Source organism: Janthinobacterium sp. GW821-FHT03C08 (assembly GCF_059420905.1).
On record NZ_JBWKUP010000002.1, the window covers coordinates 426176 to 451891 of the forward strand.

Here is a 25716-nt window from a genome sequence, read left to right on the forward strand (position 1 = left end):
CTACTCAGAAATACTGGCGTCCCTGCACGGCCAGGCTGCCCAGCGCGATGGCCAGTCCGTAGGGCATGTTGCCCACGCTGGCATGGCTGGCCAGCGCGGCGGGCGCCAGGGGAATGCCGGCCGTGCGCGCAATCATCGGCCACAGCAGCTGGCGCAGATTGCGCAGGCAGGCGCGCCACTTGCCCTGATACGTGATCATCAGCACGGCCATCAGGCCGCCCAGCACAAAGGTGGCAAAACAGATCTGCAGCACGGGCCAGGGGCCGGCGAACGCTCCCACCATGGCGATCAGCTTGACGTCGCCGGCGGCCATGCCGCGCAACACGTACAAGGGCAGGAAGAGGAAAAATCCCGTGGCCATGCCGCCCAGCCACAGCGGCAGCACTTGTTGCGGCCACAGCCACAGATGCAGGGCCAGCGCGGCAAGGATGCCGGACAGCACCAGGGCATTCGGGATCTTGCGGCGGATCAAATCACTGACGGCAGCGGCCGTCACGAAGCACAGCAACAGCAGGTCGCACAAGGCAGTTGCAGGCATGGCATCCTCCCGAAAAAAACCCGCTGCCGGCCGGCCGGCAACGGGCACCCGCTTAGGGCGTCAACACCAGGTTCGACGAAATGTCGGTGAGGACGGCCAGCAGATTGGTCTTGATCAGCAAGAAACCGGCAGTGATGGCGGTGGCCATCAATGCCGCAATCAAGCCGTATTCGATTGCCGTAATGCCATCCTCATCCTTGACAAACTGCTGTACTGCCGACAGGAAGGTATGCATGACAAGCTCCCAAAAGTGAATCACAAGTCCCTGGCGCAATCGGGTGTGAAACATTGCCCTTTCCTGCTAATATGTTTCCTGCCGTAAATTTCTGCGCCATTACAGTGACTATAAAGCGCCTGCGTTTTGGCAAATTGACGCGTCACAAGTTTCCATATGGAAATTATCAAACCTTGTTGAAATGACGGATACCGCCAACAGATGTTGCGGTGAAGATTGAAAGCCTTCGTCAGGGCAAGTTTTTTGCAACGCCATGCAGCAATCTCATGTATTTACATGAAATATTGCATACGTTAATTGCCTATTAGGCAAAAAGACATTATCCTGCTTAGCTCTTCTTTGGAATGGCCTCTCGCCCAGCGGTACAGTGCGTCATGCCACCAAATAAATCTTGGCTTCTTGTAGACGGACGCGAACATGCTCTTGCTTGATGCAATGCTGGTATGACGACACTTGTGTGACTACTTTCCAGAGAACGACAATGGATTCCCTACTGAAACACATGGTGGACATGACGGGGCACCGCGATCACACGATGCTCGACATTTCCGTGATCTCGGCGGTGCAGGAACTCGCTTCCGCATCGCAGACCCGTGTGCTGGCCCTGAACACCGTGCGTGGCCAGGTGTTCGTGCGGTCGCGGGCCATCATTGTGGCGGGCAGCGTTGCCCGCATGGAAGACACCAGCGACGCCACCATGCCGGGCGAGCCACTGTCGGACTACCCGGCGCTGGCCGCCTGCATCGCGCGCCACGAGGCGAGCGCCGATACCCTGTGCGCCGACGGCCGCCACCTGCTTTGGCTGCCCATCTGGATCGGCGACCAGGTCACCACCTGCCTGGAAATCACCAACCCCACGCCCTACACGGGCGCCACCATCCAGGTCATCGGCGGCATCGTCAGCGTCTACCGCAATTTCCAGAACCTGCTCGACTACAGCGAGCGCGATTCGCTCACCGGCTTGTTGAACCGCAAGACCTTCGACGACCAGCTGGCAAAGATCCTGCAAAGCCGCGGCGAGCCGGAAGCGGACAAGCCGCGCCCTGCCGAGGAAGAGCGGCGCCACCATTCCGATACGGAACGCCAGTGGCTGGCCGTGATCGACGTCGACCATTTCAAGCTCGTCAACGACAAGTTCGGCCATCTGTACGGCGATGAAGTGCTGATCCTGATCGCCAACCAGCTGCAATCGTCGTTCCGCTCGCAGGACCGCATCTTCCGCTTCGGCGGCGAGGAATTCGTCGTGCTGCTGCGCTCGATCACCCTGGAAAATGCGCAAAAGATCATCGACCGCTTCCGCACCAACGTGGAAGCGCACGACTTCCCGCAAGTGGGCAGAGTCACCGTCAGCGTGGGCTACGTCAGCATCAACGCCTACGAGGCGCCCGTCATCATCCTGGGCCGCGCCGACCAGGCGCTGTACTACGCGAAAAGCCATGGCCGCAACCTGGCCTGCCACTACGATGAACTGGTGGCAAAGGGCATGCTCACCACCATCGCCTCGAACGATACGGCAGAGTTTTTCTAGGCATCCGCCAGCGAGAGAAAGCGCATGGGATCGACCTGCCACTTGGCCGCCGACTCATGGCCGACGATCTTGTCGGCGCCGCCAAAGCCGAAGCCGCGCGACAGGTCGACCGTTTCCGGCTTGATGTAGGTCTTGCTCTTCGTACTGAAGAACACGTTCACTTTCGGCGCCAGCAGATTGCTTTCGTGCGCCTCGACGACGACGGCCAGGCGGCCCGATTCCAGCATCACCATGGTGCCGACCGGATAGATACCCACGCAGCGCATGAAGTCCTGGGCAAACACGGGATTGAAGTGGAATTTGCTCCATTCATAGATCTTGCGCAAGGCTTCGGCGGCGGGAATGCCCTTGTGGTAGCTGCGGTCCGACGTCAGCGCGTCATACACGTCGACGATGGCGGCCATCTGCGCCAGCTCGCCGATGGCGTCGCCGGCCAGCTGGTCCGGATAGCCGCTGCCGTCGCGCCGTTCGTGGTGGTGCAGGGTGATGTCGAGCGGAATCGGCCCCACCTCGGGCGACTGGCGCAGGATCTCGTAGCCGTCGCGCGGATGGCGCTTGATCTGGGCAAACTCTTCCGCACTCAAGGGGCCAGGTTTGTTCAGCACGCTATCGGGCACCAGCGCCTTGCCCGTGTCGTGCAGCAAGCCGCCCAGGCCCGCCTGGTGCGTGGCAGCCGCCTCCAGTCCCCGCGAGCGGCAAAACGCCACCAGCAGCGCGCACACGCTGACGGAATGCAGGAAAGTGTAATCATCCTTGTTCTTGATGCGCAGCAAACCGACGAGGGCGCCGGGATTGCGCAGGATCGATTCGGTGATATCTTGCACGGTGTGCTGCACGCGGTCGAGTTCGACGGCCTTGCCCAGGCGCACGTCGGCCATCACTGAACGCACCAGGCTGGCCGCCTGCCGCCGCACCTGGGTGGCGCGCGCCAGCTCCATGCCCAGCGAGACGCGCGTGACCACTTGCGGCGCGCTGGCGATCTGCACCAGCTCGCGTTCCGTCTCCGCCTTGGCCTGCGCCACGGTGGGCGCATCCTGCACGTCGAGACCCTTGCCGCTGTCGATCACCACGTCGTGGATGCCGGACTGGATGATCTTGCGAATTTCATCCTCGCTGCGCAACAGGAAACGGTTGCGCACGAAGGGATGCGTCATCCAGTCACAGCTGAGGTCATGGATGTACATGCCCACTTTTAATTGCGAGGAATCAACTTTCTTGAGCATGCTGTCATCCCACAAATACGCGGCTGGAGCACCGGAGGCGCTAGAATGAGTATAACAAAATTGTTATTCTGCTGGCCGCGTTCGGCGCTGCGGCGCAACAGCCTGTTTTTTCCATTCACCGCTCCGTTGCCGGCGCACTTGCCGGGCCGCGGCGCACACCGCTACTGGAACCCATGGAACTGCGCCAATTACGCTACTTTGTTGCCATCGTCGACCACGGCTCGCTGTCGCGCGCGGCCCTGACCTTGCACGTGGCGCAGCCGGCCCTGACGCAGCAGCTGCGCCAGCTGGAAGAGGAACTGGGCGTGCAGCTGCTGCACCGCTCGGCCCAGGGCGTGCTCAGCACGGACGCGGGCAAGGTATTCTACGAACACGCGCAAGCCATCCTGAAACAGGTGGCCGACGCCCGCTCGGCCGTCACGCAAAGCGCCACGCGGCCGTCTGGCAATGTCACCCTGGGCTTGCCCCACAGCATCTCCGGCGCCCTGGCCCTGCCTTTGCTGCTGGCCGCGCGCGAACGCTACCCCGAAATCACGCTGCAGCTGACGGAAGAAATCACGGGCAACCTGAACGAACAGCTCAAATCGGGCCGCATCAACCTGGCCGTGCTGTTCGACGATGGCCAGCTCGCGCCCTTTGCCTGCAGCCCCCTGGTGGAAGAAGAGATGCGCTTCATTTGCCGCAGCGATTCGCCGTTCGCCCCCGCCGGCAAGGACATCGCGTTCCAGCAAGCCTTGGCCGCCACCCTGATCCTGCCGGGCCTGCAGCATGGCGTGCGTCCCCGCATCGACAGCCGCGCCCGCGCACTGGGCCTGGCGGCGGCCAACGTGATCGAGATCAACTCGATCGCCATTTTGAAATCGGCCTTGCTGGCCGGCATGGGCGCCACCATCCTGCCCGCCGCGCCCCTGCTGGCGGAACTGGAGAATGGCAGCATGCGCAGCTACGCCATCCACAGCCCTGCCCTGTCGCGCACGGTAGCGCTGTGCGCCTCGAAAAACATTCCTCTTACAAATGCAGGCAACGCCGTGAAAAATCTCGTGCTGCAGGTGGCCGCCGAGCTGTGCCACAGCGGCCAGTGGGTGGGCGCCCACATGCTTCCCGCTACGTCATAAGTATTTCTTATACCACCATCGTCAAAGCGTATTTGCCCCTTCTTCTTCCCCGTTCTACACTGACCACGTTAACTATTTTAAATTTAAAATAGTTATGTGCCGCCCACATGCGGCCATCCCGTCTGCACAGTGCGCGCCTTACCGGGCGCGTCCCTGGTACAGCCGCTATCTGAAACACCCTTTTGGAGACAGCCATGTCCGTGACCACGGAAAACGGCTCCGCAGCGTTCGCTAGAAACGCCGGTGCCGCGCCATCTACGCCCCCCGACACATCCCGCTTGACCACCGTCAGCCTCGACGACAAATACACGGCCACTTCCGGCGCCATCTTCCTGTCCGGCATCCAGGCCCTCGTGCGCCTGCCCATGATGCAGCGCCTGCGCGACCAGGCCGCCGGCCTGAACACGGCCGGCTTCATTTCCGGCTACCGCGGTTCGCCCCTGGGCGGCCTCGATGAAAACCTGTGGAAAGCCAAGAAGCAGCTGGAAGCGCACCACGTGCAGTTCGTGCCCGGCGTCAACGAAGACTTGGCGGCCACGGCCGTCTGGGGTTCGCAGCAGGTCGACCTGATCGGCCCGGCCAAGTACGACGGCGTCTTCGCCATGTGGTACGGCAAGGGCCCGGGCGTGGACCGCTGCGGCGATGTCTTCAAGCACATGAACCATGCGGGCACATCCAAACTGGGCGGCGTGCTGCTGGTGGCCGGCGACGACCATGGCGCATACTCATCGACCCTGCCGCACCAGTCCGACCACCTGTTCTCCGCCTCGATGATCCCCGTCCTGTATCCCTGCAATGTGCAGGAATACCTGGACCTGGGCATCCACGGCTGGGCCATGTCGCGCTTTTCCGGCTGCACGGTGGCCTTCAAGGCCCTGGCCGACACGGTCGAATCGTCGGCCTCCATCGATGCCGACCCGTTCCGCGTGGAAGTCAAAATCCCGCAGGATTTCGTCATGCCCGAAGGCGGCCTGAACGCGCGCCTGTCGAGCATCCCGCTGGGCCAGCAGGCGCGCAACCAGGAAGCGCTGATGCAGGACTACAAGATCTATGCGGCCCTGGCCTACGCGCGCGAAAACAAGCTCAACCACACCACCATCGATAGCCCGAACGCCAAGCTGGGCATCATTGCGTCCGGCAAGTCCTACCTGGATGTGCTCGAAGCGCTGGAAGAGCTGGGCATCGACGAACAGATGGCGGCCGACGTGGGCATGCGCCTGTTCAAAGTCGCCATGCCGTGGCCGCTGGAACCGGACAGCGTGCGCGAGTTTGCGCAAGGTCTCGATGAAATTCTCGTGGTAGAAGAGAAGCGGCAAATCGTCGAATACCAGTTGAAAGAACAACTCTACAACTGGCGCGACGACGTGCGTCCCCGCGTCATCGGCAAGTTCGACGAAAAAGGCGAATGGGTGGCGCCGCGCGGCGAATGGCTGCTCACGTCGAAGGCGGACTTTTCGGTCTCGCAAGTGGCGCGTGTCATCGCCAGCCGCATCGCGCGCCTGATTTCCGACCCCGTCACCTGCGACCTGATCAAGGCGAGACTCAGTTTCCTCGACGCCAAGGATGCGGTCCTGAAGAAGGCCGTGAATACGCCGTTCCGCCCCGCCTTCTACTGCTCCGGCTGCCCGCACAACACCTCGACCAAGGTGCCCGACGGCAGCCTGGCGCTGGCCGGCATCGGCTGCCACGTGATGGCCACGTCGATCTATCCGGAAATGAACAAGCTGACCACGCACATGGGCGGGGAAGGCGCGCCGTGGATAGGCCAGGCCGCGTTTTCCGAACTGCCGCACGTGTTCCAGAACCTGGGCGACGGCACCTATTTTCATTCCGGCTACCTGGCCATCCGCGCCGCGCAGGCGGCCAAGGTGAATATTACCTACAAGATTCTCTACAACGACGCCGTCGCCATGACGGGCGGCCAGCCCGTGGACGGCTTGATTACCGTACCGATGATGGCGCAGCAGGTGGCCGCCGAAGGCATCGCCCGCATCGCCCTGGTGACAGAAGACTTGAGCCGCTATGCCGACCGCTCCAACCTGCCCGCCCACCTGACCTTGCACGACCGCAAGGACATGGATGCCGTGCAGCGCGAATTGCGCGAAGTACCGGGCGTGTCCGTGCTGATCTACGACCAGACCTGTGCCGCCGAAAAACGCCGGAGAAGGAAAAAAGGCGAATATCCGGACATTGCCAAACGCATGGTCATCAACGACGCCGTCTGCGAAGGTTGCGGCGATTGCGGCGTGCAGTCGAACTGCGTGTCGATCTTGCCGAAAGAGACGGAATTTGGCCGCAAGCGCACCATCGACCAATCCTCGTGCAACAAGGATTATTCGTGCGCCAAGGGTTTCTGCCCCAGCTTCGTCACCGTCGAAGGCGGCAGCCTGAAGAAAACCAAGACGGGCGCCAGTAAAGCGGGCGAGACGGACAACTTCGGCCCGCTGCCGGAACCGGTACTACCCGATTGCGACGCGCCCTACAATATCCTCATCAACGGCATCGGCGGCACGGGCGTCATCACCGTGGGTGCGCTGATGGGCATGGCGGCCCACCTGGAAGGCAAAGGCGCCTCCGTGCTGGACATGACGGGCATGTCGCAAAAGAACGGTTCCGTCACTTCGCACGTGAAAATCGCCAAATCTCCCGCGCACATCCGCGCCCAGCGCATCGCCACGGGCGAAGCGGACCTGATCCTGGGCTGCGACATGCTGACGGCCGGCGCGCAGGATGCCGTGTCGAAAATGCGTCCGGGCCGCAGCCTGGCCGTCGTCAACCTGCACGAACAGCCGCCGGGCACGTTCGCGCAGAATGCAGACTGGCAATATCCAACGGCGGAAGTGCGCCAGCTGATCGAGGAATCCGTGGGCGGCGCGAACGCGGCCGACTTCATCGACGCCACCAAACTGGCCACGGCGCTGATGGGCGACTCGATTGCCGCCAACCTGTTCATGCTCGGCTACGCCTGGCAAAAAGGCCGCATCCCGTTGACGGAAGCGGCCCTGCTGCGCGCCATCGAACTGAACGGTGTGGGCATCGAGTCGAACAAGAAAAGCTTCCTGTGGGGCCGCCGCGCCGCCGTCGACGTGCGCAAGGTGACGCAGATCGCCACGCCCACGCAAGCCATCATCGTGCAAATGCCGCAAAGCCTCGACAGCGTCATCAAGAAGCGCGTGGAATTTCTCACCGCGTATCAAAATGCCGCATATGCGGATGGTTACTTGACCCTGGTCAAACAGGTGCGCGACCGCGAGAATACCCTGGGACTGGGCCAGAAGCTGTCGATGGCCGTGGCGAAGAACTACTTCAAGTTGCTGGCCTACAAGGACGAGTACGAAGTGGCGCGGCTGTACACGGACGGGCGTTTCGTGGAACAGTTGCAGCAGCAGTTCGAGGGCAACTTCTCCGTGAAATTCAACCTGGCGCCGCCGCTGTTCGCCAAGAAGGATGCGAAAGGCCACCTCGTGAAAGCGGAGTTCGGCTCCTGGATGTGGCGCGCCTTCCAGCTGCTGGCCAAAGCCAAGGGCTTGCGCGGCGGCACCTTCGACGTCTTCGGTTATACGGCCGAGCGCAAGATGGAGCGCGCCCTGATCGTCGAATACCGCGAATTGCTGGCGGGCATGCTGGTCAACCTGACGGCGGAAAATCTGACCACCTGCGTGGAACTGGCATCCCTGCCAGAGAAAATCCGCGGCTTCGGCCACGTCAAGGAAGCGGCCGTCGCCACGTATCGCCAGGACAAGGCGAGATTGCTGGCGGTGCTGGCGCAAGGCAGCAAGAGCGCGGCGTAAGTTAGCCAGCTGGACTTGAAATAAAAACGCAGAGCCTCGGCTCTGCGTTTTTTTTATCACTCCGGGCAGCGCCCCACGGTGGCACCCGGCAGCAGCACGGGCTGCCAGATTTCCTGCAGCTTTTCCGGCGGCGTGCCGGCCAGCAGGGATTGCAGCATTTCGACCATCTTGGCGCCGGCGCGGCGCAGGTCGGGCTGGTCGATGGTGGTGACGTTGATGCCGATCAAGGTGTCTTCCACATTGCCCCAGACGATGACGGAGATGTCCTTGCCGATTTCGATGCCCGCGTCCATCAGGGCGCGCACGGCACCCACGCCGGACAGGTGGTTGTCGACGATGACGGCCGTGGGACGGGGCGAGCAGGCCAGCAATTGCTGCATGGCCTGGTAGCCGCTGCGGCGGTCGAGGGAATTGTCGAGCAGGTAGCGGGGATCGGCCTGCAAGCCCGCCTGCGCCATGCAGCGGATAAAGCTTTCCTGGCGTTCCAGCGCGAAATGCAGGTCCAGCGGCGCACTGAGCAGGGCGATGCGCTGGTGGCCGTGCGCCGCCAGGAAGGACACGGCCAGGTCTATGCCCGTGTCGTTGTCGTAGTCAAAATACGCATACGGCGCCTCGATGCGCGTGCGGCCATTCGCGACAAAGGGAAAACCCACCTTCGTCAAATACGCGATGCGCTCGTCGATCACCTTGGTGCGGCCCACCACGAGGCCGTCGACCTGGCGCCCGCGCACCATGTTTTCATACGACGGCTGTTCGTTCTGCGGCGACACGGGGGCGATGATCAGGCTCATCTTCGATGCTTCCACGGCATCGGACATGCCATTCACCACGGAAAGGAAGACGCTGTCGCCCAGGTCGCTGGGCAGCAGCGGGTAGATCATGCCCAGGACATTGGTGCGGCCGACGGCCAGGCTGCGCGCCAGCGGGTTGGGCCGGTAGCCGACTTTCTTGGCGGCGGCCAGGACGATTTCACGGGTGCGGGAATTGACTTCCGGATAGCCGTTCAACGCCCTGCTGACTGTCGTTTTCGACATGCCGAGGGCAATTGCGAGGCTCTTGAGATTCATGTGTTAACTACCTGTCTGTATGGCAAAAGAAACCAACTCTGACCGTCAATTATAGCCCAGAGCGCCAAACAAGCCCCGCAATACCGCGCATCAACATGGTAGAAAAACAACAATACATTTGCTGCATAAAACACAAGATGTGCCGGCAACCCAGGCCGGTGGCGCTCCGCCAGGGCTGGCCACGCATATCAGACTGGCGATGCTCTCCGTGGAAGCGTGCACTTACTTGCATGCAGCGCTGCGGCCACCGCCACGCTGGCGGCAGCACGCGTGGCCCGCACGATAAGATTATCAAGAAAACATAATTTACTGGAACTGTGCGAGAATTTGTCCTACTCTTGATTCAGGTAAAGATTACCTGCTGGCATGTCGCGTAGGGCATCGGCCCCGGCAGCAGCACACCGGCCTGCGTTCCTCCCGTCTGCGCACGCTTGGACCTACTTCCAAAGGTGAACAATGTGGTTACGCTAACGTCCGTCAATCAGTTGCAGGCATCGCTAGCCTCGGCGCAGCGCAGGGTCGAACAGGGCCAGAACCAGGTGCAGCGCGACAGCGAACAGCTGGCGCAAAGCCGCCAGCTGCTGGCGCGGGAGCAGGAAACCCTGAGCCAGACCCAGCGCAGCAGCCAGCAAGCCCAGGCCGAGGCACCCGCCGCCGTCAAGGCACCGCAGTTGGACCAGGCCATCAAGGTGGCCGTGCCGCAGCAAGCCGCGCCTGCCGCGCCGAAGAGCGCGCCCCAGCTGAACAGCTATGGCCAGACCCTGGGCCGCCTGATCGACGTGACGGCATAAATTACCGGAGCATTTCCTCTTCCAGCATCGCCAGCCACCATTTTTCGCCCTTCTTCGGCTGCGCCAGATCGACCGCCTCGCCCATCTGCGGCGTGGCCAGGTTGACGCCCTGTTTCGCCGCCAGGCCAGTGATGCGGTCGAACGGTTCATGCCAGGCGTGCAAGCCCAGGTCGAAAGTGCCGTTATGCACGGGCATGAGCCACTTGCCGCGCAAGTCCAGGTGGGCTTGCAGGGTTTCTTCCGGCTGCATGTGTACGTCCGGCCACAGCTTGTCGTAGGCGCCCGTCTCGATCATGGTCACGTCAAAGGGACCGTACTTGTCGCCGATCTGCTTGAAGCCGCCGAAATAGCCGGAGTCGCCGCTGAAAAACACGCGCACGTCCGGCGCATCGATGACCCACGACGCCCACAGGGTTTGATTGCCGTCAAACAGGCCCCGTCCCGAGAAGTGCTGCGAAGGCGTGGCCACCAATTTCACGCCGGCAATCCTTGTGCCCTGCCACCAGTCGAACTGCTGCACCTTGGCGGCCGGCACGCCCCATGCCACCAGGGTATCGCCTACGCCCAGCGGCGTCACGAAATGTTCCGTCTTGGCCGCCAGCTGCAGCACGGCGGCATGGTCGAGGTGATCGTAATGGTCGTGCGACAGGATGATCGCCTTGATCGGCGGCAAGTCCTCGATGCCGATGGGCGGCTGGTGAAACCGCTTCGGCCCCGCCCACTGCACGGGCGAAGCGCGCTCGGAAAAGACGGGGTCCGTCAGGAAGAATTCGTTGTTCAGCTTCAGCAGCAGGGTCGAATGGCCGAGGCGGAACAGGCTGTTGTCGGGGGCGTCCAGCAGCTGCGCCCGGGTCAGGGCTTGCACGGGCACGGCCGCGCCAGGCACGGTGCTGTCGGGCTTGTCAAAGAAAAACGTCCACATCAGCTTGAGCGTTGCTGCCGTGCCCAGCTTGTGCATCTGCACGGGATTGCGGAACTTGCCTTCGTGGCGTTGTAAAGATTCAACAGGCGCCGCAGGCTCGGCGCGCAAGGTGCAAGAACTCATGATGATCAGGACTCCCAGGGATAAGAGACGACGTACGACTCGATGCAAGTGCATATGCGGCCCGGTCAATAAAACACAAGGATTAAATTACACTACACAGTGTAGTTCCAATTTTAAGCAAAGTAAACCAACAGGTGTAAAATATTGTTTTCAAAGGAGATTTTCAGCCATGGCCGCACCGCAACGCCTCACCGACCGCAAGCGCGTCGCCATCGTCGATGCCGCCATCGCCGAGTTTCGCGAGCACGGTTTCGATGCGACCAGCATGGACAAGATCGCCGCCACGGCGGCCGTTTCCAAGCGCACGGTGTACAACCACTTCCCCAGCAAGGACGAGCTGTTCGCGGAAATCCTGCAGCGCATGTGGGAAAGCAGCATGGCCCAGCCTGCCGTGCCCTATGTTGCCGACCAGCCCCTGCGCCCGCAAGTGCTGGCCCTCGTCGAGCAAAAGATGGACTTGCTGTGCGATCCGGCCTTCATCGACCTGGCGCGCGTGATCTTCGGCGAAACCATCCACTCGCCCGCGCGCGCGCAAGCGATGGTGACGCGCCTGAATGAAAAGGAAACGGGCCTGAATATCTGGATCCGCGCGGCGCAGCAGGATGGCCGCATCAAGGCGGGCGAAACCCTGGAAGTGGCGCACCTCTTGATGTCGCCCTTGAAAACCTTTGCCTTCTGGCCGCAGATCACCCTGGGCGAGCCACTGCTGGGCCCGGCACGCCGGCAGGAAGTGGCGGCGCTGGCCGTCGATATCTTCCTGTGCTACTACGGCGTGGCAAAACAGACGGCATAAACAGGCGGCAAATGGGCGGACAGCGTCTGCCAGTGCTCGCCGCCATCGCCGGAATACCAGGCGCCACCCGTCGTCGACGCCATCAGCAGGCTGCGCCCGTCGCCGGCCAGCGCCAGCCCGTGGCGGTACACGAGGTCATAGCAATGCTGCTGCGGCAGACCGTCGCGCAAGACCTCGAAGGTTTTGCCGCCGTCGCGCGTGCGCGTCACGGCCAGCGCCCCATCGCGCGGGATGCGCAGCGCGTCCGCCTGCGCCGGCACGAACCAGGCCGTGTCGCCATCGCGCGGATGCACGGCCACGGCAAAGCCGAAATGCGACAGCGGCGCCGTCGTCACTTCCTGCCAGTGCCAGCCGGCGTCCTGCGAGCGCCAGATGCCGTTATGGTGCTGGCACCACAGCGCGTCCGGCGCGCCGGCGCTGCGCACGATGCGGTGCGGGTCTTGCACGGCCTCGTTTTCATCGAGCTCGGGCGGCATGTAGTCGGCGCGCATGCCCGTCGCGCTCAAGGCCCAGCTGGCGCCGCCGTCCAGCGTTTGCCACACGCCGCCGCAGGACACGCCCACCAGCACGGTATTGCTGTCGCGCGGATCGACGCAGATGCTGTGGATGCCGGGCACGTCGTAGCCGCCGCCAAACCACTGTGCCCGCTGCGGCACGTTCCACAGCGATTCCACCAGCTGCCAGCTGTCGCCCCGGTCGCCGGAGCGGAACAGGCCGCCAGGCAGGGTGCCCGCCCACAGGACGCCGGGCTGGTCCGTGCCGCCGGCCGCCAGCGACCACACTTGCCGCACCGTCCAGTCGATCGTGTCGCCGCTGTCCGCCGGCTTCGCGGGATAGGCGGGCACGGCGATCTCTTGCCATTGCCCGCCAGCATCGCGGCGGTGCAGCTTGGCGCCGAAGTGGCCCAGGTTCAGGGCCGCGTACAGGGTGCCGTCGCGGCTGTCGTGCAGCAGCATGGACACGGGGTCGCCCGCAAACTGCACCAGCGCCAGCTGCCAGGCGCCGTCATCGGCCAAGTCGACTTGAAACAGGCCCTTGCGGGTGCCCAGATACGCGCGTTGCGCCATGCCTGCTCCCATGCTTAACCTCCTGAAAGTGCTTGCAAGACATAGACTTGACTGTCGGGCCGCAGGGCATCGTCCAGCACGCGGCGCTCGCGGCAGCGGGCGCCATCGATGAAGATCACCACGTTGGCGCGCAGGGCGCCCTGCTCGTCGAGCACATAGCCGCGCAGCCGCGGATGCCGGGCAAACGCGGCATCGAGGGCGGCGCGCAGGCAGGGCGCCGCCACGTCCACCGTGGGGACGTCGAGGAAGCGTGCCAGTTGCCGGGTGAAATGCAGGTGCGCCATGATCCCTTCGACGTCATCGGCCTGCACTCATTCTAGTCCGCTTTGCGGACGATGCAACGGCGATAAGGCTAAAATAAGGGCAAGCACACAAGGAGGCCAGGCATGACGATTACCCCGGAAGAACTAGCGGTGCTGATGCAGGAAGTGGAAGTGGCCGATCCCATCGACTTTGCCGACCTGCCCTTCAACGAACAGGAATTGCGCGGCCTGATCGCCAACCACCTGTGCGAGATGGCCGACGCCATGGAAAGCTTCAGCCCGGAAGACCGCAACCTGGCCCTGCTGGCCGTGGCGGCCAAGCTGGTGCTGGAAAACCTCGTGCTGCACGTGCAGCTGCTGCGCCGCCACGGCTTGCCCGTGGGCGACAGCGTGGAGGCGCTGCTGCAGCGCCTGCGGGGCGGTGGCCAGCCCTAACGGGCCACCGCGCCACCTTTACTGCAGGTTGATGGCCGTCACATAGCCGATATTGCTGCCATAGGCACCTTGCGCCGAGCGGATATACAGCACGCCATTGCGCGACAGCGACAGGGTGCCGCTCAGGCGATAGCTCCATGCTGCCTGGCGGCTGGCCAGGTCGAGCGCATGGGTGTTCCTGCCACCCGCCACAAACAGCAGGTTATTGGTCACGATCAAGTCGCCATTGAGCACCTCTTCGCCCACGCTGGCCAGCGGCCAGGTCCACAACACGGCGCCATCGCTGACGTTGCGCGCCTCGATTACCTTGCCGCTGTCGTTGCCGACATAAATCACGCCGCGCGCCACTACCGGCTGCGTGGTGAAGCGTCCGTTGACCGTCCAGCGCACGCTGCGGCTGCCCGCATCGACCAGGCTCAGGCTGTTGTCGACCGACTTGCCTGGATATGGCCGCTGGTTCAGCAGCAGCACGGTGTTGTCATTGACCAGCACGGGCGCCTGGCGCAAGGAACTCTTGCCGGTGCCGCCGAGCACCTGGCCCGGCACGGCCACGCTGAAGCGCTTGCTGCCATCGGCAATATTGAAGGCCGTCAAGGTGCCTGCCGCATTGCTGTACACGGTGCTCGCATTCACGGCCGGCGTCCACTCATCCACATTGCCCAGCTTGGGCAAGTCCAGGCTGGTGGACCAGCGGTTCTGGCCCGTTGTCGCGTCCAGGCTGATCACGTCATTATTGCCGCCGAGATAGGCATTCCCGCCGAACAAGGTCGGCGCCGTCATCGGCGAGGCGGCCACCAGCAGGCCGTTGGTATTGGGCTGCCTGGCCACGGCCAGCCGGGCACCGGACAGCGCATCGAAGGCATAGGCATCGTTCACCCCTGCCATGACCAGCCGGTTGCCGGCCACGCCAGGCGCGCCCAGCACGTCGCCCAGCTTCAGCTCTGTTTGCCACGCCGCGGCGCCGTCCGTTTCCAACAGGGCCGACAAACGGTAGGTGTAGATGTATTTGAATCGCTCGGCGGTGTCGTCTATCGCCACTTCTTCATTGAAATACACGAAGCCATTCGCCGCGACCAGCGGACTGATGCTGGTGCTGACGCCGCTGGCGTTGACAGTGCCCTTCCGTGACCAGCGGCGCGTGAATTTGCTGGCGTCGAGCGTGACGGGCACATAAGCCGTGTGCGCCGCATTGCCGTTGTAGCCTTCCCAGTCGGCGGCACCGGACAGCGGGCGCAGGGGCGACAGCGTGCCCTTCATGCCTGCCACCGTGATGCTGTAGCTGGCCGTGCGGGGCTGGAAATTGGGCGTGCCGGGGAAAGGGCTGACGGCAACGGCAAAGTCCACCGTCCCCGTGTACGTGCCTTCGGCCAGGCCCGGCTTGACGCTGAAATCCATCAGCCAGGAACCATCGGCCTGCTTGATGCGGTTCACCGTATCGAAGACCTTGGTGCCGCCGGCCGGCTTTTCGTCCCACAGCGGACGCTGGTCCGTCACCTTGGCGTACAGCATCACGGTCGCCTGGACCTTGTTGCAGCTTTCACCGGGCTGCTGCACGCAATTGAGACTGACCTGCGACAAATCCATCGCCTGTTCCGGCGATTCGCCGCCGCCGCAGCCGGTAAGGGAGAGTGCGCCCAGCATCGTCAAAGGCCAGGCAGCGGCCCGCAGCCGCTCTTGCAAGAAAGTCGTCATTCCATGTCCATGTTGAGTTTCATTTCCTCCACGATAGAGGTGAGCTTGAAACTTTGGTCATCTTTATAACATGGGAATTATTCTGAAAATCTAACAGATTCTCACCAGGGGACTCACTTGCGCACGGCCCGCGCCTGCAAGGTCAGGTCGCTTTCCGCCACCGCCACGCAAGGCAGGATGTCGCCATCGAGGCGTTCATCGGGGCTGATGCCGGGCCAGTCCACGGTGTAGCGGATCTTGCCCTCTGCCATGTGGCACAGGCAGGTGCGGCAAGTGCCGTTGCGGCAGGAACTGAGCAGGCGGATGCCGGCCAGCTCGGCGGCGGCCAGGATGGTGGTGCCCGCCTCGGCCGGGAATTGCCAGCCTTGCGGGACGATGGTGACGGTAAAGGTGGGGATGGTCAGGGGCGCGCTCATGCGCCCAGTTTAGCAGTCCGCCAGGGTGGTCCAGGTAGCGCCCTGCGCATGGCTGCGCAGCACGGCCTCCGCGAAGGCCAGGCCCGCCACGCCATCATGGACGGTGGGCAGCCAGCGCGCCGCTTCCGGTATCGGCGTCCCCGCCTGCAGGGCGCGGATGGCCAGCGCCGCATCCAGGTACAGCTGGGCGAACGCTTCCAGATACCCTTCCGGGTGGCCGGCCGGCACGCGCGTGGCGTGGCGCGCGGCGGCGCTGTCGACCCGCCCCGGGCGCAGCAGCTGGCGGTTGCCGCCCTGCGGCGTCACCCACAGTGCATTCGGTTGTTCCTGGTCAAAGTCGAGCTGCGCCTTGCTGCCGAACAGGCGCAAACGCACCGTGTTTTCGCAACCCGTCGCCACCTGGCTGGCCCACAGGGTGCCCCTGGCGCCGTTGGCGTAGCGCAGCATCACCTGCACGTGGTCGTCCAGGGTGCGGTGCGGAACGAAGGTGGACAATTCCGCCAGCACCTGCTGCGGCGTCAAGCCGCTGACGAACTGCACCAGGTGGTAGGCGTGCAAGCCCACGTCGAGCAGGGTGCCGCCCGGCCCGGCCTTCTGCGGGTCGTTATGCCAGTTGCCTTCGTTCATGCCGCCAGCCGCGATGGCGTCGGCCAGCCAGTCCTGCGAATACTCCACCTGCACGAGGCGCAATTCGCCGATCTCGCCCGCCTCGACCATGGCTTTCGCATGGCGCAGCAATGGGTAGCCGCTGTAGGTATGCGTGAGGGCCAGCAGCAGCTTTTTCTGCTGGGCCAACGCCGCCAGCGCCTGGCCTTCCGCCAGCGAGATGCCCAGCGGCTTGTCGCAGATCACATGGATGCCCGCTTCCAGGAACGCCGTGGCGACGGGCGCGTGCAAATGATTCGGCGTGACGATGGCCACCGCTTCGATGCCGTCCGGGCGCTGGCTTTCCGCCTGCGCCATGGCGCGGTAATCGCTGTAGCAGCGCTCCGGCGCCAGGTGCAGCGCGGCACCGCTGTCGCGCGCGCGCTGCGGGTCGGACGACAGGGCGCCCGCCACCAGTTCATACTGGTCGTCGATGCGCGCCGCGATGCGGTGCACGGCGCCGATGAACGCGCCCTGCCCGCCCCCTACCATGCCCAGCCTTAAGCGTCGCTGCATATCGTTTCCTTATTTCAAGCCAAGCAAGTGATGGATTTGATCCTGGTCAACCGCGCTGCCCGCGAAATCGTCGAACGCGTGTTCGGCCACGTGGATGATGTGATCGCGGATGAAACGCGCGCCTTCGGCCGCCCCGTCCTCCGGGTGTTTCAGACAGCATTCCCACTCCAGCACGGCCCAGCCCGGAAAATCGTACTGCGCCATCTTGGAAAAGATGGCCTTGAAATCGATCTGCCCGTCACCGAGCGAGCGGAAGCGCCCGGCCCGGTCCTGCCAGTCGCCGTAGCCGCCATACACGCCCTGGCGTCCGCTGGGCCTGAATTCCGCGTCCTTGACGTGGAAAGCCTTGATGCGCGCATGGTAGATGTCGATGAAGGCCAGGTAGTCGAGCTGCTGCAGCACGAAGTGGCTGGGGTCGTACAGGATGGACGCGCGCGGGTGCCCGTCGACGGCGGCCAGGAAACGCTCAAACGTCACGCCGTCATGCAAGTCCTCGCCCGGATGCAATTCATAGCAAAGGTCCACGCCGGCAGCATCAAACGCATCGAGGATGGGCCGCCAGCGTTTCGCCAGCTCGGCGAACGCCGTCTCCACGAGGCCCGCGGGGCGCTGCGGCCACGGATACAGATACGGCCAGGCCAGCGCGCCGGAAAACGTCACGTGCGCCGTCAATCCCAGGCGCTGCGAGGCGGTGGCCGCCCACAGCAACTGCTGCGTGGCCCAGGCCGTGCGGGCGGCCGGATCACCGCGGACCTGTTCTGGCGCAAAGCCGTCGAACAGCGCGTCATACGCGGGATGCACGGCGATCAGCTGGCCCTGCAGATGCGTCGACAACTCCGTCACCTGCAAGCCGTGGCGCGCCAGCAGGGCTTTTACCTCGTCGCAATACTGCTGGCTGTTGGCCGCCTGTTCCAGATCAAACAGGCGCGGTGCCGTGGGCAGCTGCAAGCCCTTGTAGCCCAGGCCGGCCGCCCATTGCGCCAGGTGCTCGAGCGAATCGAACGGCGGCGCGTCGCCGAGAAACTGGGCCAGGAAGATGGCCGGGCCCTGGATGGTTTTCATGGGTATCCTTTAACCCCCAGGACACTGGCCCTGGAGGAGGTTCGGTTAAAAAGGCGAGTTCGGAAAGTAGAACTGCCTGGCGTTCTCGCGCGTGATCAGCACCGAGGGGATGATGGTGTTGGCCGGCAATTTATCACCTTTCAGGCGCGCTTCCGTCGTCAGCTTGATAGCGTCGTACATGAACTTCGGCGAGTAGGACACGTCGGCCACGATCAGCGGGTCGGAACCGTCCATGATCTTTTTCACGGCGCCCTTCGCGCCCGCGCCACCGAACACTTGCTTGATGTCCGTGCGCTTGGCTTGCGCGATGGCCTTTTGCACGCCGATGGCCATGTCGTCATCGGCGGCCCAGACGGCGTCGATGTGCTTGAAGCGGGTCAGGTAATCCTGCATGACCTTGAAGGCATCGTCACGGTTCCAGTTGCCATACTTGGCATCCAGTACCTTGATGTCGGGATGGCCCTTCATGACGGCGGAAAACGCGTCAAAGCGCTCGTTGTCCAGGGTGGTCGGCATGCCGCGCAGCACGACGATATTGCCCTTGCCGTTTAAACTTTTCGCCAGGTATTCGGCCGGCAGCTTGCCGAAGGCCGTGTTGTCGCCCGCAATATACGCATCCTGCGACTGCGTGTTCGTCAAGCCGCGGTCCACCACCGTCACGTAGACGCCTTTGCTTTTTACTTGCGCCACGGGCTGGGTCAAGGACGCCGATTCGATGGGGAAGATGACCAGGGTGTTGATCTTGTTCACCGTCAACATATCCTGCAACTGGTTCGCCTGCTCGGGCGCCGTGGCGGCCGTCTTGACGATGATTTTCACGCCAGGATGGGCTTTTTCCAGCTCCGCCTTGGCCTGGTTTGCCCACCAGACGATGCCCGAAGTGAAACTGTGCGTAGCCGTGGGGATGGCGACGCCGACGACCAGCTTGTCAGCGGCCTGCGCCGGCCCCATCGGCAACGCCCACGCCTGCATCACCAGCACTGCCATCCCTGCTACCCGTATAAAGCTCTTCATGCTGCTCTCCTCCAAGGTTGTGGGCGCCCGGTGGCCGCCCTTTCAGAACGCCGCTCTGGTTTTATTTGCGGCCTCGCTGCAGGAAGGCGACGGCGATGATCACCACGCCTTGTACTGCGGCATTCAGGTAGACGCTGATGATGCTGGTCAAATTCAGGATATTGCTGATCACGGACAGCAGGATGGCGCCGATGACGGTGCCGACGATGCGTCCCTCGCCGCCCTTCAGTGCCGTGCCGCCCACGACGACGGCGGCGATGGCTTCCAGCTCCCACAGCAAGCCCGTCGTGGGCGTGGCCGAGCCCAGGCGCGGCACGTACAGCACGGTGGCGATGCCCACGCACACGCCCAGCAGCATGTAGGTGGCGATCTTCACCCGGTCGACGTTGATGGCCGCATAGCGTGCCACTTGCTCGTTGGAACCAATCGCCTGCACGTGGCGGCCAAAGGTGGTGCGGTTCAATATGACGGCGCCGGCCGCCGCGACGAAGAGGAAAATCCAGATGGGGATGGGCGCGCCCAGCACGCTCGTGTAGTAGACGGGGCTGTACAGCTCGGACAGGGTGGCATCCAGGGTCAGCGCGCCGCCGTCGGCCAAATACGTCAGCACGGCACGGAAGATGCCGAGGGTGCCCAGGGTCACGATGAACGGTTCGATATTGCCCTTGCTGATCAACAAGCCATGCATCAAGCCGAAACCGGCACCGAGGATCAAGGCCATGGCGATGCCCAGCACCAGCATGGTGATCGGCGCCAGGTTGCCCCCCGCCCCTTGCGCCAGCGCATTCATGAAATAGATCATGCAGCCCGCAATCAGGGCCGCCATGGACCCGACCGACAGGTCGATGCCGCCCGAGATGATGACGAAGGTCATGCCGACGGCGATGATGCCGATAAAAGCCGTGCGCGTGAGCACGTTCATCAGGTTGTCCACGGTGGCGAAGTCGCCGTTGAGCAAGGTGCCCGCGATGCACAGGGCCAGCAAGCCCAGCACGGGGCCAAAGCCCTTGATGCGCGCGCCGAAGCTGGCAACGGTAGAGGCAAGCGGGGATACGGTGGTGTCAGTGCGTGCCGGTTGCATGGGCAATCAACTCCTCTTCGGTCAGGTGGTCAGCAGACAGGGTGGCTTGCAAGGTGCCGGCGCGCATCACGGCGACTCTATGGCACAGGCCGATCAATTCGATCAGTTCGGAGGAAATCACGATCACGGCACGCCCTTCGGCGGCCAGGCGGTGGATCAAAAAGTAAATGTCGCGCTTGGCGCCTACGTCCACGCCACGGCTCGGCTCGTCGAGCACGACGACGCGCGGGTCCGAATGCAGGCATTTCGCCAGCGCCAGCTTTTGCTGGTTGCCGCCCGACAACATGCGCGCGCGGCTGTCCAGGTCGCCCGTGCGGATATTGAAGTCCAGCACGGCCTTGGCCAGCGCGGCTTTCTCGCCAGCCACATCGAGCCACGGCCGCGCATAGCGCTCCATCGTCATCATCGTGAGGTTTTCGCGCAAGCCCAGGTTCACATGCAAACCTTTTCCCTTGCGGTCTTCGCTCAAATACGTCATACCGTGCTGCATGGCTTGCTTGGGGCTACGGATATCCACGGCTTGGCCATTGAGATGGATCAACCCCGCGCTGCGCGGACGCAAGCCCAGCAAGGCCTCGAACGATTCCGTGCGCCCCGCGCCCACGAGGCCCGCAAAGCCCAGCACTTCGCCCGCGCGCACCTCGAAGGACAAGTCCCTGGACCAACCCGGCACCGTCAGCCCCTCGACTTTCAGCAACACAGGAGCTTCTTTCGCCAGCGCCACCTTGGCGGGGAACATGTCGGACAATTCGCGCCCCACCATCAAGTTGGCCATCTGCTGGCGCGTGAGGCTGGCCGTCGGCTCGCGCGTGACGAAGCGCCCGTCGCGCATGACGATGACCTCGTCCGTGTTGCGTTCCACTTCGTCGAGCTTGTGGGAAATGTAGAGGATGGTGACGCCATCGCTTTTCAGCTGCGCCATGACGGCAAACAGCCGCTGGGTTTCCGACGACGTCAGGGTGGCCGTCGGCTCGTCCATGATCAGGAAGCGGGCGCGGCGCGACAGGGCCTTGGCGATTTCCACCAGTTGTTTCTCGGCGACGATCAGGTCGCGGATCTTCGTGTCGGGCGACACGTCCAGCCCCACCTGCTTCAGGTAACGCGACGCTTCCTCGCGCATGGCGGCCTCGTCCAACAACCAGCCCCGCGTCTTTTCGTGGCCTAAAAACATGTTTTGCGCCACCGTCAGGTGCTCGGCCAGGTTGAATTCCTGATGGATCAGCACGATGCCGGCGGCCTCCGCCGCGCGCGAACTGGCGAAGCGCCGGGGCTGGCCATCGATCAGCAGCTGGCCTTCGCTCACGCCCTCGTAGCCGGCGAGGATTTTCATCAGGGTCGACTTGCCGGCGCCGTTTTCGCCCAGCAAGCCATACACGCGCCCCGGCGACAGGGCAAAACTGACGCCATGCAGGACGCGCACGGGGCCGAAATCCTTGCACACCCCCTCGAAACCGACGGCAACGCTCACTATGCACTCCCTCGCAAGACCAAGTTATGTTCCAGCAACACGCCCGGCACGCTGGCCGCCGGGTCCGCCAAGCGCTGCAGCAGCAGGCGCGCCGCCGTCTCGCCCAGCTCGCGCATGGGCTGCGCGATGGTCGTCAAACCGGGATCGATCTGCGCGGCGATGGCGATATCGTCGAAGCCGATCACGGCCACGTCCTCGGGTACGCGCTTGTTCAGCTGGCGCAGCGCGCTCAAGACGCCGATGGCCAGGGTGTCGGAGACGGCAAAGATGGCCGTCGGCGCGTCCGGCCCCGCCATCATGTCCAGCGCCGCCTGCGTGCCGGCTCCGTAGTCGAGGCTTTGCACCGTGCGCACCCATTGCGGCTGTACGGGCAGGCCGGCGGCCGCCAGGGTGTCCAGATAGCCTTGCTGGCGTTGCCGCGCGTACAGATAGCGTTCATCGGAATTGATCAGGCCGATGCGCGTGTGGCCGCGCGCCAGCAGATGCGCGACGGCGTCGGAGGCGGCGCGGTGGTTGTCGATGCCGACATAGGGCACGGCCACGCCGGGATCGAATTCGCAGCAGGCCACCCACGGCAGGCTGGCGGACTCATGCGACAAGGCATGCTGCACCGTATCCGGGTCCAGGCAGATGGCGCCATCGGCGCGGTGCATGCGCAGCAAGTCGAAATACGAGCGCTCGCGGCCCGCGTCGGCGCCCGTGTCGCACAGGAGGACGAAGTAGCCGTGTTCGCGCGCCACCGTGTCGATGCCGCGCACGATCTGCGCATAAAAGGGGTTGCCCATGTCCGGCACCATGGTCAGCAGCATGCGGCTCTCGGCCGTGCGCAGGCTGCGCGCCAAATGGTTCATGCGGTAGCCCAGCGCGGCCACGGACGCGAGCACCTTGTCGCGCGTGGGCGCCCGCACCCCGCTCTGCTCGTTCATCACGCGCGAAACGGTGGCCACCGACACGCCCGCATGCGCGGCGACGGCGCTGATGGAGACAGTTTCTATCGGTAAAGAGGATGGAACGGCTGCTGGCATGGGGCTTCTGCATAAAATGTAATCGATTACATTTATAGGCCAGCCAGCCGCCCGATGCAAACATTATCGATGCTGCAATGCGCAAAAATGAGGCAAAAACGGTGCCGTAGCGAGCGTCAAAAACAGGCGGTTCCAGGCGGGAGAGCAGCCGTCTGCTGCGCGGCAAAACGGCCACGCAGCAGAGAAGAAAAAAACTACTGCATCATCGCGCAAAACGTCTCGGGATTGCCATCAAGGATGACGCCGCTGGGCCAGCGGTGGCTGCGCTGCCGGGCGCGCCGCAGGGAGGCGGCCAGGGCCGAGTCGCCATCGACGGCGTAGACGAAGACGGGCATGTTCAAGGTGGCCGCATCCATCAGCAAATTCGGATTGGCATCCAGGCTGCGCGCATCGACGTGCACGCCGACGGGCATGCCGATCTGCTGCTGCACGCGCTGCAGCCAGGCCTTATCCAGCCTGGGCGGGCGGGCATTCTTCGCGATAAAGCGGCTGACCTTGTTGGCGCCCGCCGCCTGCGCATTGCGCGCATCGAACACGAGCAAGCCCAGGTAGCCTTGCGGGTCGGCGCGGCGCGCGCAGGCGAGGTTGTTCGGCACGCCCGAGGTCAGGAACCAGTTGCCATGCTTGATGCCGCCGCGCAATTGCGCTACCAGCGTGCCGATCAGGGCGCACGAGGGCACGACGTCCTTGATTTCCGCATTCAGGGTCTTGTTCGGGAAAGCCGTCGCCAGGTCGGCCACATCGCTGACGAACGGCGGCGTTTCCGGCGTGGCCACGCCGCGGTTCTTCATGCTGGCGGCACGCCAGTCGTCGGCCGTCAATTGCTTGACGGTACGCGGCGCGCCCGTGTCGACGACCCTGCCCGTCAACAAGTCGTGGTGCACCACCCAGCTGCCGTCGCCCAGCAGTTGCAAATCCGTCTCGACCCCGTCCCAGGTGCCGAAATACGTGTTGCGCAGGGCGCTCAGCGAGTTTTCCGGCGCATTGCCGGCGCCCCGGTGGGCGTGCACCTGCATGCCCAGGCAGTCGGCCTGGGCCGCCGTGCTGAACATGCTCAATAGCAAGACCAGTGCGGCCGCCTTATTTTTTTTCCGGGTGATAACCATATTCGAGTCCCTGCAAAACATTGATGCGGATCGCTTCGTTGACGGGGTAGCTGTAGCCTTGTCCCACGGCCACGACGTGCGTGATATTGGCCAGCGCGGCCTTGCCGGCGATGTTCCAGCGCGTGCTGTCCGGCTCGCTCTGGCGCGTCCAGTCCAGCATTTGGCGGAACAGCTCGCTGCGCGTGACGTTGTTGTCGAGCAGCGACAGCATGCCCCAGATGCCCAGGAAGGCCGTCGCCAGCACGCCCGTGGCGATCCAGGCGGAGCGGCGGCTCAGTTGTCCATCGGCGCCGGCCTGCTCGCCCCGGCGTGCCGCCAGCAGCAATAATACGACGGTGGCAACCAGGTACAGCAGTTTCGAAAAGTGGCCGATGGCGCCCAGCAGCGAGAAGAACAGGGCCACGGGCGGCACGATGGCGGCGCGCGCCGCTTCCTTGCCCTCTGTAAAGTATTTGCCACCGCCCTCGAAGTCGCTGCGGCTGGCGCGGTATTCCACCAGCCGTTCCGCCGTCTGGCGCGCGGCGAACTGGTCGAACAAACGGCTGAATTCGGCCGGACTGGCATATGCAACTTGCACCACGGCACCTTTGGGCAAGCGCAAACCCTTGGCCGCTTCGCTGCCATCGCCGCCGTCCGGCCCGTCGCGCAGCACGGCCTGGATGCCCGGGCGCGCGACGAAGGCGGGGAAGGACAGGCCGGGCGGAATGCGGTCGCCCTTGATGTTCAAGCCCTTGCTGGCCGCTTCCGACGCATAGCGGCGCTTGACGGCCAGGCGGAACGAGAACTGGTCGGCCGGGTGCCAGTTGGCCCCGACGGGCACCTTCTTGCGGACGTTATTGACCACGGCCGCGCGCCGGCGCGCCGGCACCGTTTCCGGCTGCCAGCCGTGGCGCGACAGGCTTTGCCGGTAATCGCTCCAGGCCGCTTCCTGCTGCTGGCGCAAGCCCGCATCGTTGTCGGGAATAATGCCCGAATACAACTTCCACTTTCCGTGCACTTCCTCGATCGCCTGCTGGTACTTGGCATAGTAGCCGGCCGGACCGCCGGCGAGCTTGCGGACATTGAAATTGATCAACTGCTCCTTGGCCGGCTCCATGCGCTCGTCGAGATGGCGCACGGACACGGCCAGGAAGGGGAACAGGGCCAGGAAGGACTTGCCTTCCGGCTTGGCGAACAGGGTGGGATCATCGACCAGGCCCTGCAGCTGCAGGCTGCCGCCTACCAGCGAGCGCTGCAGCAAGGTGGTGTGAAGGCCAGGCGGCGAAATTCCGCGTCGCGCGTGTTGACCAGCACGTTCACCGTGGTCTTCAGCACGCCGAAGACGACGGTGGCCGTCACCAGGCAGCAGACGATGATTTTCTTCCAGCCGGGACCGCTGCCATCCCTGCCGCCGTTCTTCAGGCGGCGGCGCCACATCAGCTGCAGCACCACCAGCGCGGCGGCGATGCCGGACAGGCTGCGGCCATAGAATTCCACCCCTTCCACGTCTTCCGGCTGGACGTTGCCGCCCACCACGTCGAGCAGGCGGGCATTGAAACCCAGCTCGAAGCACAGATACGCGATGGTGAGGACGATGAGGATCAAGGTCTGCCGGATTTGCAGACTGCGCAGACTCGCGGCCATCTTATTTCCTCAGGTCGATGACGACGGGCTTGATCTCTTCCGTCTGGAACGTCATGGCGGCCGGCGCGCGCGCGGCGGGGGCGGCGGGCGCGCCCGGCACCGTGCGGACCGGCGCAGGCGCAGGCGCTTCCTGCGCCACCTGGCGGCGGCTCTTGCCCGCCGCGCGCGGGGCGGGCT

At 63.9% G+C, this 25716-nt stretch carries 24 protein-coding genes; 6 read left to right on the forward strand and 18 right to left on the reverse strand.

The features are described from left to right. Positions 1-4 precede the first annotated feature (4 nt). Together AC07VL_RS04360 and AC07VL_RS04365 are read right to left on the reverse strand one after the other, a co-directional pair. Positions 5-538, reverse strand: a complete 534-nt coding sequence (locus AC07VL_RS04360; protein WP_494804740.1) for an A24 family peptidase — start codon at positions 536-538, stop codon at positions 5-7. 52 nt (positions 539-590) lie between these two features. After that, positions 591-773: a Flp family type IVb pilin gene (locus tag AC07VL_RS04365; RefSeq protein ID WP_034752975.1), complete on the reverse strand. Its 183-nt coding sequence runs from the start codon at positions 771-773 to the stop codon at positions 591-593. A gap of 481 nt (positions 774-1254) precedes the next feature. Here AC07VL_RS04365 and AC07VL_RS04370 point away from each other — a divergent pair, with 481 nt between their 5' ends. After that, positions 1255-2301: a GGDEF domain-containing protein gene (locus AC07VL_RS04370; RefSeq protein ID WP_494804741.1), complete on the forward strand. Its 1047-nt coding sequence runs from the start codon at positions 1255-1257 to the stop codon at positions 2299-2301. Here the strand turns inward: AC07VL_RS04370 and AC07VL_RS04375 are convergent. After that, on the reverse strand, positions 2298-3524 hold the full coding sequence (locus tag AC07VL_RS04375) for an HD-GYP domain-containing protein (RefSeq protein WP_494804742.1): 1227 nt from the start codon (positions 3522-3524) through the stop codon (positions 2298-2300). The genes AC07VL_RS04370 and AC07VL_RS04375 overlap by 4 nt on opposite strands. Before the next feature lie 173 nt (positions 3525-3697). On the opposite strand from AC07VL_RS04375, the gene AC07VL_RS04380 reads away from it, so the two are divergent. Continuing rightward, the gene (locus AC07VL_RS04380; protein WP_494804743.1) at positions 3698-4639 is read left to right on the forward strand and encodes a LysR substrate-binding domain-containing protein; all 942 of its coding nucleotides are present in this window, start codon (positions 3698-3700) and stop codon (positions 4637-4639) included. 194 nt (positions 4640-4833) lie between these two features. Next, positions 4834-8430 carry an indolepyruvate ferredoxin oxidoreductase family protein gene (locus AC07VL_RS04385; protein WP_494804744.1) on the forward strand — a complete coding sequence of 1199 codons (3597 nt, stop codon included), beginning with the start codon at positions 4834-4836 and terminating at the stop codon, positions 8428-8430. Positions 8431-8486: 56 nt separating this feature from the next. On the opposite strand, the gene AC07VL_RS04390 is transcribed toward AC07VL_RS04385, so the two are convergent. Further along, on the reverse strand, positions 8487-9497 hold the full coding sequence (locus tag AC07VL_RS04390; protein ID WP_494804745.1) for a substrate-binding domain-containing protein: 1011 nt from the start codon (positions 9495-9497) through the stop codon (positions 8487-8489). Positions 9498-9955: 458 nt separating this feature from the next. On the opposite strand from AC07VL_RS04390, the gene AC07VL_RS04395 reads away from it, so the two are divergent. After that, on the forward strand, positions 9956-10288 hold the full coding sequence (locus AC07VL_RS04395) for a hypothetical protein (RefSeq protein WP_494804746.1): 333 nt from the start codon (positions 9956-9958) through the stop codon (positions 10286-10288). Between the two features lies 1 nt (position 10289). Here the strand turns inward: AC07VL_RS04395 and AC07VL_RS04400 are convergent, their stop codons facing one another. Continuing rightward, a complete protein-coding gene (locus tag AC07VL_RS04400; protein WP_494804747.1) occupies positions 10290-11333 on the reverse strand; it encodes an MBL fold metallo-hydrolase in 1044 nt (347 codons plus the stop codon). A gap of 169 nt (positions 11334-11502) precedes the next feature. Here AC07VL_RS04400 and AC07VL_RS04405 point away from each other — a divergent pair, with 169 nt between their 5' ends. Further along, a complete protein-coding gene (locus tag AC07VL_RS04405; RefSeq protein ID WP_494804748.1) occupies positions 11503-12126 on the forward strand; it encodes a TetR/AcrR family transcriptional regulator in 624 nt (207 codons plus the stop codon). Here the strand turns inward: AC07VL_RS04405 and AC07VL_RS04410 are convergent. Further along, positions 12099-13193, reverse strand: a complete 1095-nt coding sequence (locus AC07VL_RS04410; RefSeq protein ID WP_494804749.1) for a WD40/YVTN/BNR-like repeat-containing protein — start codon at positions 13191-13193, stop codon at positions 12099-12101. The genes AC07VL_RS04405 and AC07VL_RS04410 overlap by 28 nt on opposite strands. Positions 13194-13207: 14 nt before the next feature. Then, positions 13208-13477 carry a ubiquitin family protein gene (locus AC07VL_RS04415; RefSeq protein WP_494804750.1) on the reverse strand — a complete coding sequence of 90 codons (270 nt, stop codon included), beginning with the start codon at positions 13475-13477 and terminating at the stop codon, positions 13208-13210. Positions 13478-13579: 102 nt separating this feature from the next. On the opposite strand from AC07VL_RS04415, the gene AC07VL_RS04420 reads away from it, so the two are divergent. Next, positions 13580-13891 (forward strand): hypothetical protein, encoded by a 312-nt coding sequence (locus AC07VL_RS04420; RefSeq protein ID WP_494804751.1) that lies wholly within the window; start codon positions 13580-13582, stop codon positions 13889-13891. Positions 13892-13909: 18 nt separating this feature from the next. Here the strand turns inward: AC07VL_RS04420 and AC07VL_RS04425 are convergent, their stop codons facing one another. The 11 genes from AC07VL_RS04425 to AC07VL_RS04475 form a co-directional block, all read right to left on the reverse strand. Further along, positions 13910-15583, reverse strand: a complete 1674-nt coding sequence (locus AC07VL_RS04425; protein WP_494804752.1) for an outer membrane protein assembly factor BamB family protein — start codon at positions 15581-15583, stop codon at positions 13910-13912. A 113-nt stretch (positions 15584-15696) separates the two neighbouring features. Further along, positions 15697-15999 (reverse strand): 2Fe-2S iron-sulfur cluster-binding protein, encoded by a 303-nt coding sequence (locus tag AC07VL_RS04430; protein WP_494804753.1) that lies wholly within the window; start codon positions 15997-15999, stop codon positions 15697-15699. 9 nt (positions 16000-16008) lie between these two features. Beyond that, positions 16009-17160, reverse strand: a complete 1152-nt coding sequence (locus tag AC07VL_RS04435) for a Gfo/Idh/MocA family protein (RefSeq protein WP_494804754.1) — start codon at positions 17158-17160, stop codon at positions 16009-16011. A 9-nt stretch (positions 17161-17169) separates the two neighbouring features. Continuing rightward, a complete protein-coding gene (locus AC07VL_RS04440) occupies positions 17170-18222 on the reverse strand; it encodes a sugar phosphate isomerase/epimerase family protein (protein WP_494804755.1) in 1053 nt (350 codons plus the stop codon). A 45-nt stretch (positions 18223-18267) separates the two neighbouring features. After that, on the reverse strand, positions 18268-19236 hold the full coding sequence (locus AC07VL_RS04445) for a substrate-binding domain-containing protein (protein ID WP_494804756.1): 969 nt from the start codon (positions 19234-19236) through the stop codon (positions 18268-18270). A 61-nt stretch (positions 19237-19297) separates the two neighbouring features. Next, the gene (locus AC07VL_RS04450) at positions 19298-20317 is read right to left on the reverse strand and encodes an ABC transporter permease (RefSeq protein ID WP_494804757.1); all 1020 of its coding nucleotides are present in this window, start codon (positions 20315-20317) and stop codon (positions 19298-19300) included. Beyond that, positions 20298-21785, reverse strand: a complete 1488-nt coding sequence (locus AC07VL_RS04455) for a sugar ABC transporter ATP-binding protein (RefSeq protein ID WP_494804758.1) — start codon at positions 21783-21785, stop codon at positions 20298-20300. Before AC07VL_RS04455 ends, AC07VL_RS04450 begins: the two co-directional genes overlap by 20 nt. Further along, positions 21785-22810 (reverse strand): LacI family DNA-binding transcriptional regulator, encoded by a 1026-nt coding sequence (locus AC07VL_RS04460; protein ID WP_494804759.1) that lies wholly within the window; start codon positions 22808-22810, stop codon positions 21785-21787. The genes AC07VL_RS04455 and AC07VL_RS04460 overlap by 1 nt, the downstream gene beginning before the upstream one ends. A gap of 194 nt (positions 22811-23004) precedes the next feature. Beyond that, positions 23005-23916, reverse strand: a complete 912-nt coding sequence (locus AC07VL_RS04465) for a glycerophosphodiester phosphodiesterase (protein WP_494804760.1) — start codon at positions 23914-23916, stop codon at positions 23005-23007. Then, positions 23891-25156, reverse strand: coding sequence for a hypothetical protein (locus AC07VL_RS04470; RefSeq protein ID WP_494804761.1), 1266 nt, complete (start codon positions 25154-25156; stop codon positions 23891-23893). The genes AC07VL_RS04465 and AC07VL_RS04470 overlap by 26 nt, the downstream gene beginning before the upstream one ends. Then, positions 25135-25539 carry a hypothetical protein gene (locus tag AC07VL_RS04475; protein WP_494804762.1) on the reverse strand — a complete coding sequence of 135 codons (405 nt, stop codon included), beginning with the start codon at positions 25537-25539 and terminating at the stop codon, positions 25135-25137. The genes AC07VL_RS04470 and AC07VL_RS04475 overlap by 22 nt, the downstream gene beginning before the upstream one ends. Positions 25540-25716: the final 177 nt, after the last annotated feature.

Coding starts and splice junctions, on each gene's coding strand:
- AC07VL_RS04360 (WP_494804740.1), bottom strand. CDS start 538: ATGCCTGCAACTGCCTTGTGCGACCTGCTGTTGCTGTGCTTCGTGACG.
- AC07VL_RS04365 (WP_034752975.1), bottom strand. CDS start 773: ATGCATACCTTCCTGTCGGCAGTACAGCAGTTTGTCAAGGATGAGGAT.
- AC07VL_RS04370 (WP_494804741.1), top strand. CDS start 1,255: ATGGATTCCCTACTGAAACACATGGTGGACATGACGGGGCACCGCGAT.
- AC07VL_RS04375 (WP_494804742.1), bottom strand. CDS start 3,524: ATGCTCAAGAAAGTTGATTCCTCGCAATTAAAAGTGGGCATGTACATC.
- AC07VL_RS04380 (WP_494804743.1), top strand. CDS start 3,698: ATGGAACTGCGCCAATTACGCTACTTTGTTGCCATCGTCGACCACGGC.
- AC07VL_RS04385 (WP_494804744.1), top strand. CDS start 4,834: ATGTCCGTGACCACGGAAAACGGCTCCGCAGCGTTCGCTAGAAACGCC.
- AC07VL_RS04390 (WP_494804745.1), bottom strand. CDS start 9,497: ATGAATCTCAAGAGCCTCGCAATTGCCCTCGGCATGTCGAAAACGACA.
- AC07VL_RS04400 (WP_494804747.1), bottom strand. CDS start 11,333: ATGAGTTCTTGCACCTTGCGCGCCGAGCCTGCGGCGCCTGTTGAATCT.
- AC07VL_RS04405 (WP_494804748.1), top strand. CDS start 11,503: ATGGCCGCACCGCAACGCCTCACCGACCGCAAGCGCGTCGCCATCGTC.
- AC07VL_RS04410 (WP_494804749.1), bottom strand. CDS start 13,193: ATGGCGCAACGCGCGTATCTGGGCACCCGCAAGGGCCTGTTTCAAGTC.
- AC07VL_RS04415 (WP_494804750.1), bottom strand. CDS start 13,477: ATGGCGCACCTGCATTTCACCCGGCAACTGGCACGCTTCCTCGACGTC.
- AC07VL_RS04420 (WP_494804751.1), top strand. CDS start 13,580: ATGACGATTACCCCGGAAGAACTAGCGGTGCTGATGCAGGAAGTGGAA.
- AC07VL_RS04425 (WP_494804752.1), bottom strand. CDS start 15,583: ATGACGACTTTCTTGCAAGAGCGGCTGCGGGCCGCTGCCTGGCCTTTG.
- AC07VL_RS04430 (WP_494804753.1), bottom strand. CDS start 15,999: ATGAGCGCGCCCCTGACCATCCCCACCTTTACCGTCACCATCGTCCCG.
- AC07VL_RS04435 (WP_494804754.1), bottom strand. CDS start 17,160: ATGCAGCGACGCTTAAGGCTGGGCATGGTAGGGGGCGGGCAGGGCGCG.
- AC07VL_RS04440 (WP_494804755.1), bottom strand. CDS start 18,222: ATGAAAACCATCCAGGGCCCGGCCATCTTCCTGGCCCAGTTTCTCGGC.
- AC07VL_RS04445 (WP_494804756.1), bottom strand. CDS start 19,236: ATGAAGAGCTTTATACGGGTAGCAGGGATGGCAGTGCTGGTGATGCAG.
- AC07VL_RS04450 (WP_494804757.1), bottom strand. CDS start 20,317: ATGCAACCGGCACGCACTGACACCACCGTATCCCCGCTTGCCTCTACC.
- AC07VL_RS04460 (WP_494804759.1), bottom strand. CDS start 22,810: ATGCCAGCAGCCGTTCCATCCTCTTTACCGATAGAAACTGTCTCCATC.
- AC07VL_RS04465 (WP_494804760.1), bottom strand. CDS start 23,916: ATGGTTATCACCCGGAAAAAAAATAAGGCGGCCGCACTGGTCTTGCTA.
- AC07VL_RS04475 (WP_494804762.1), bottom strand. CDS start 25,539: ATGGCCGCGAGTCTGCGCAGTCTGCAAATCCGGCAGACCTTGATCCTC.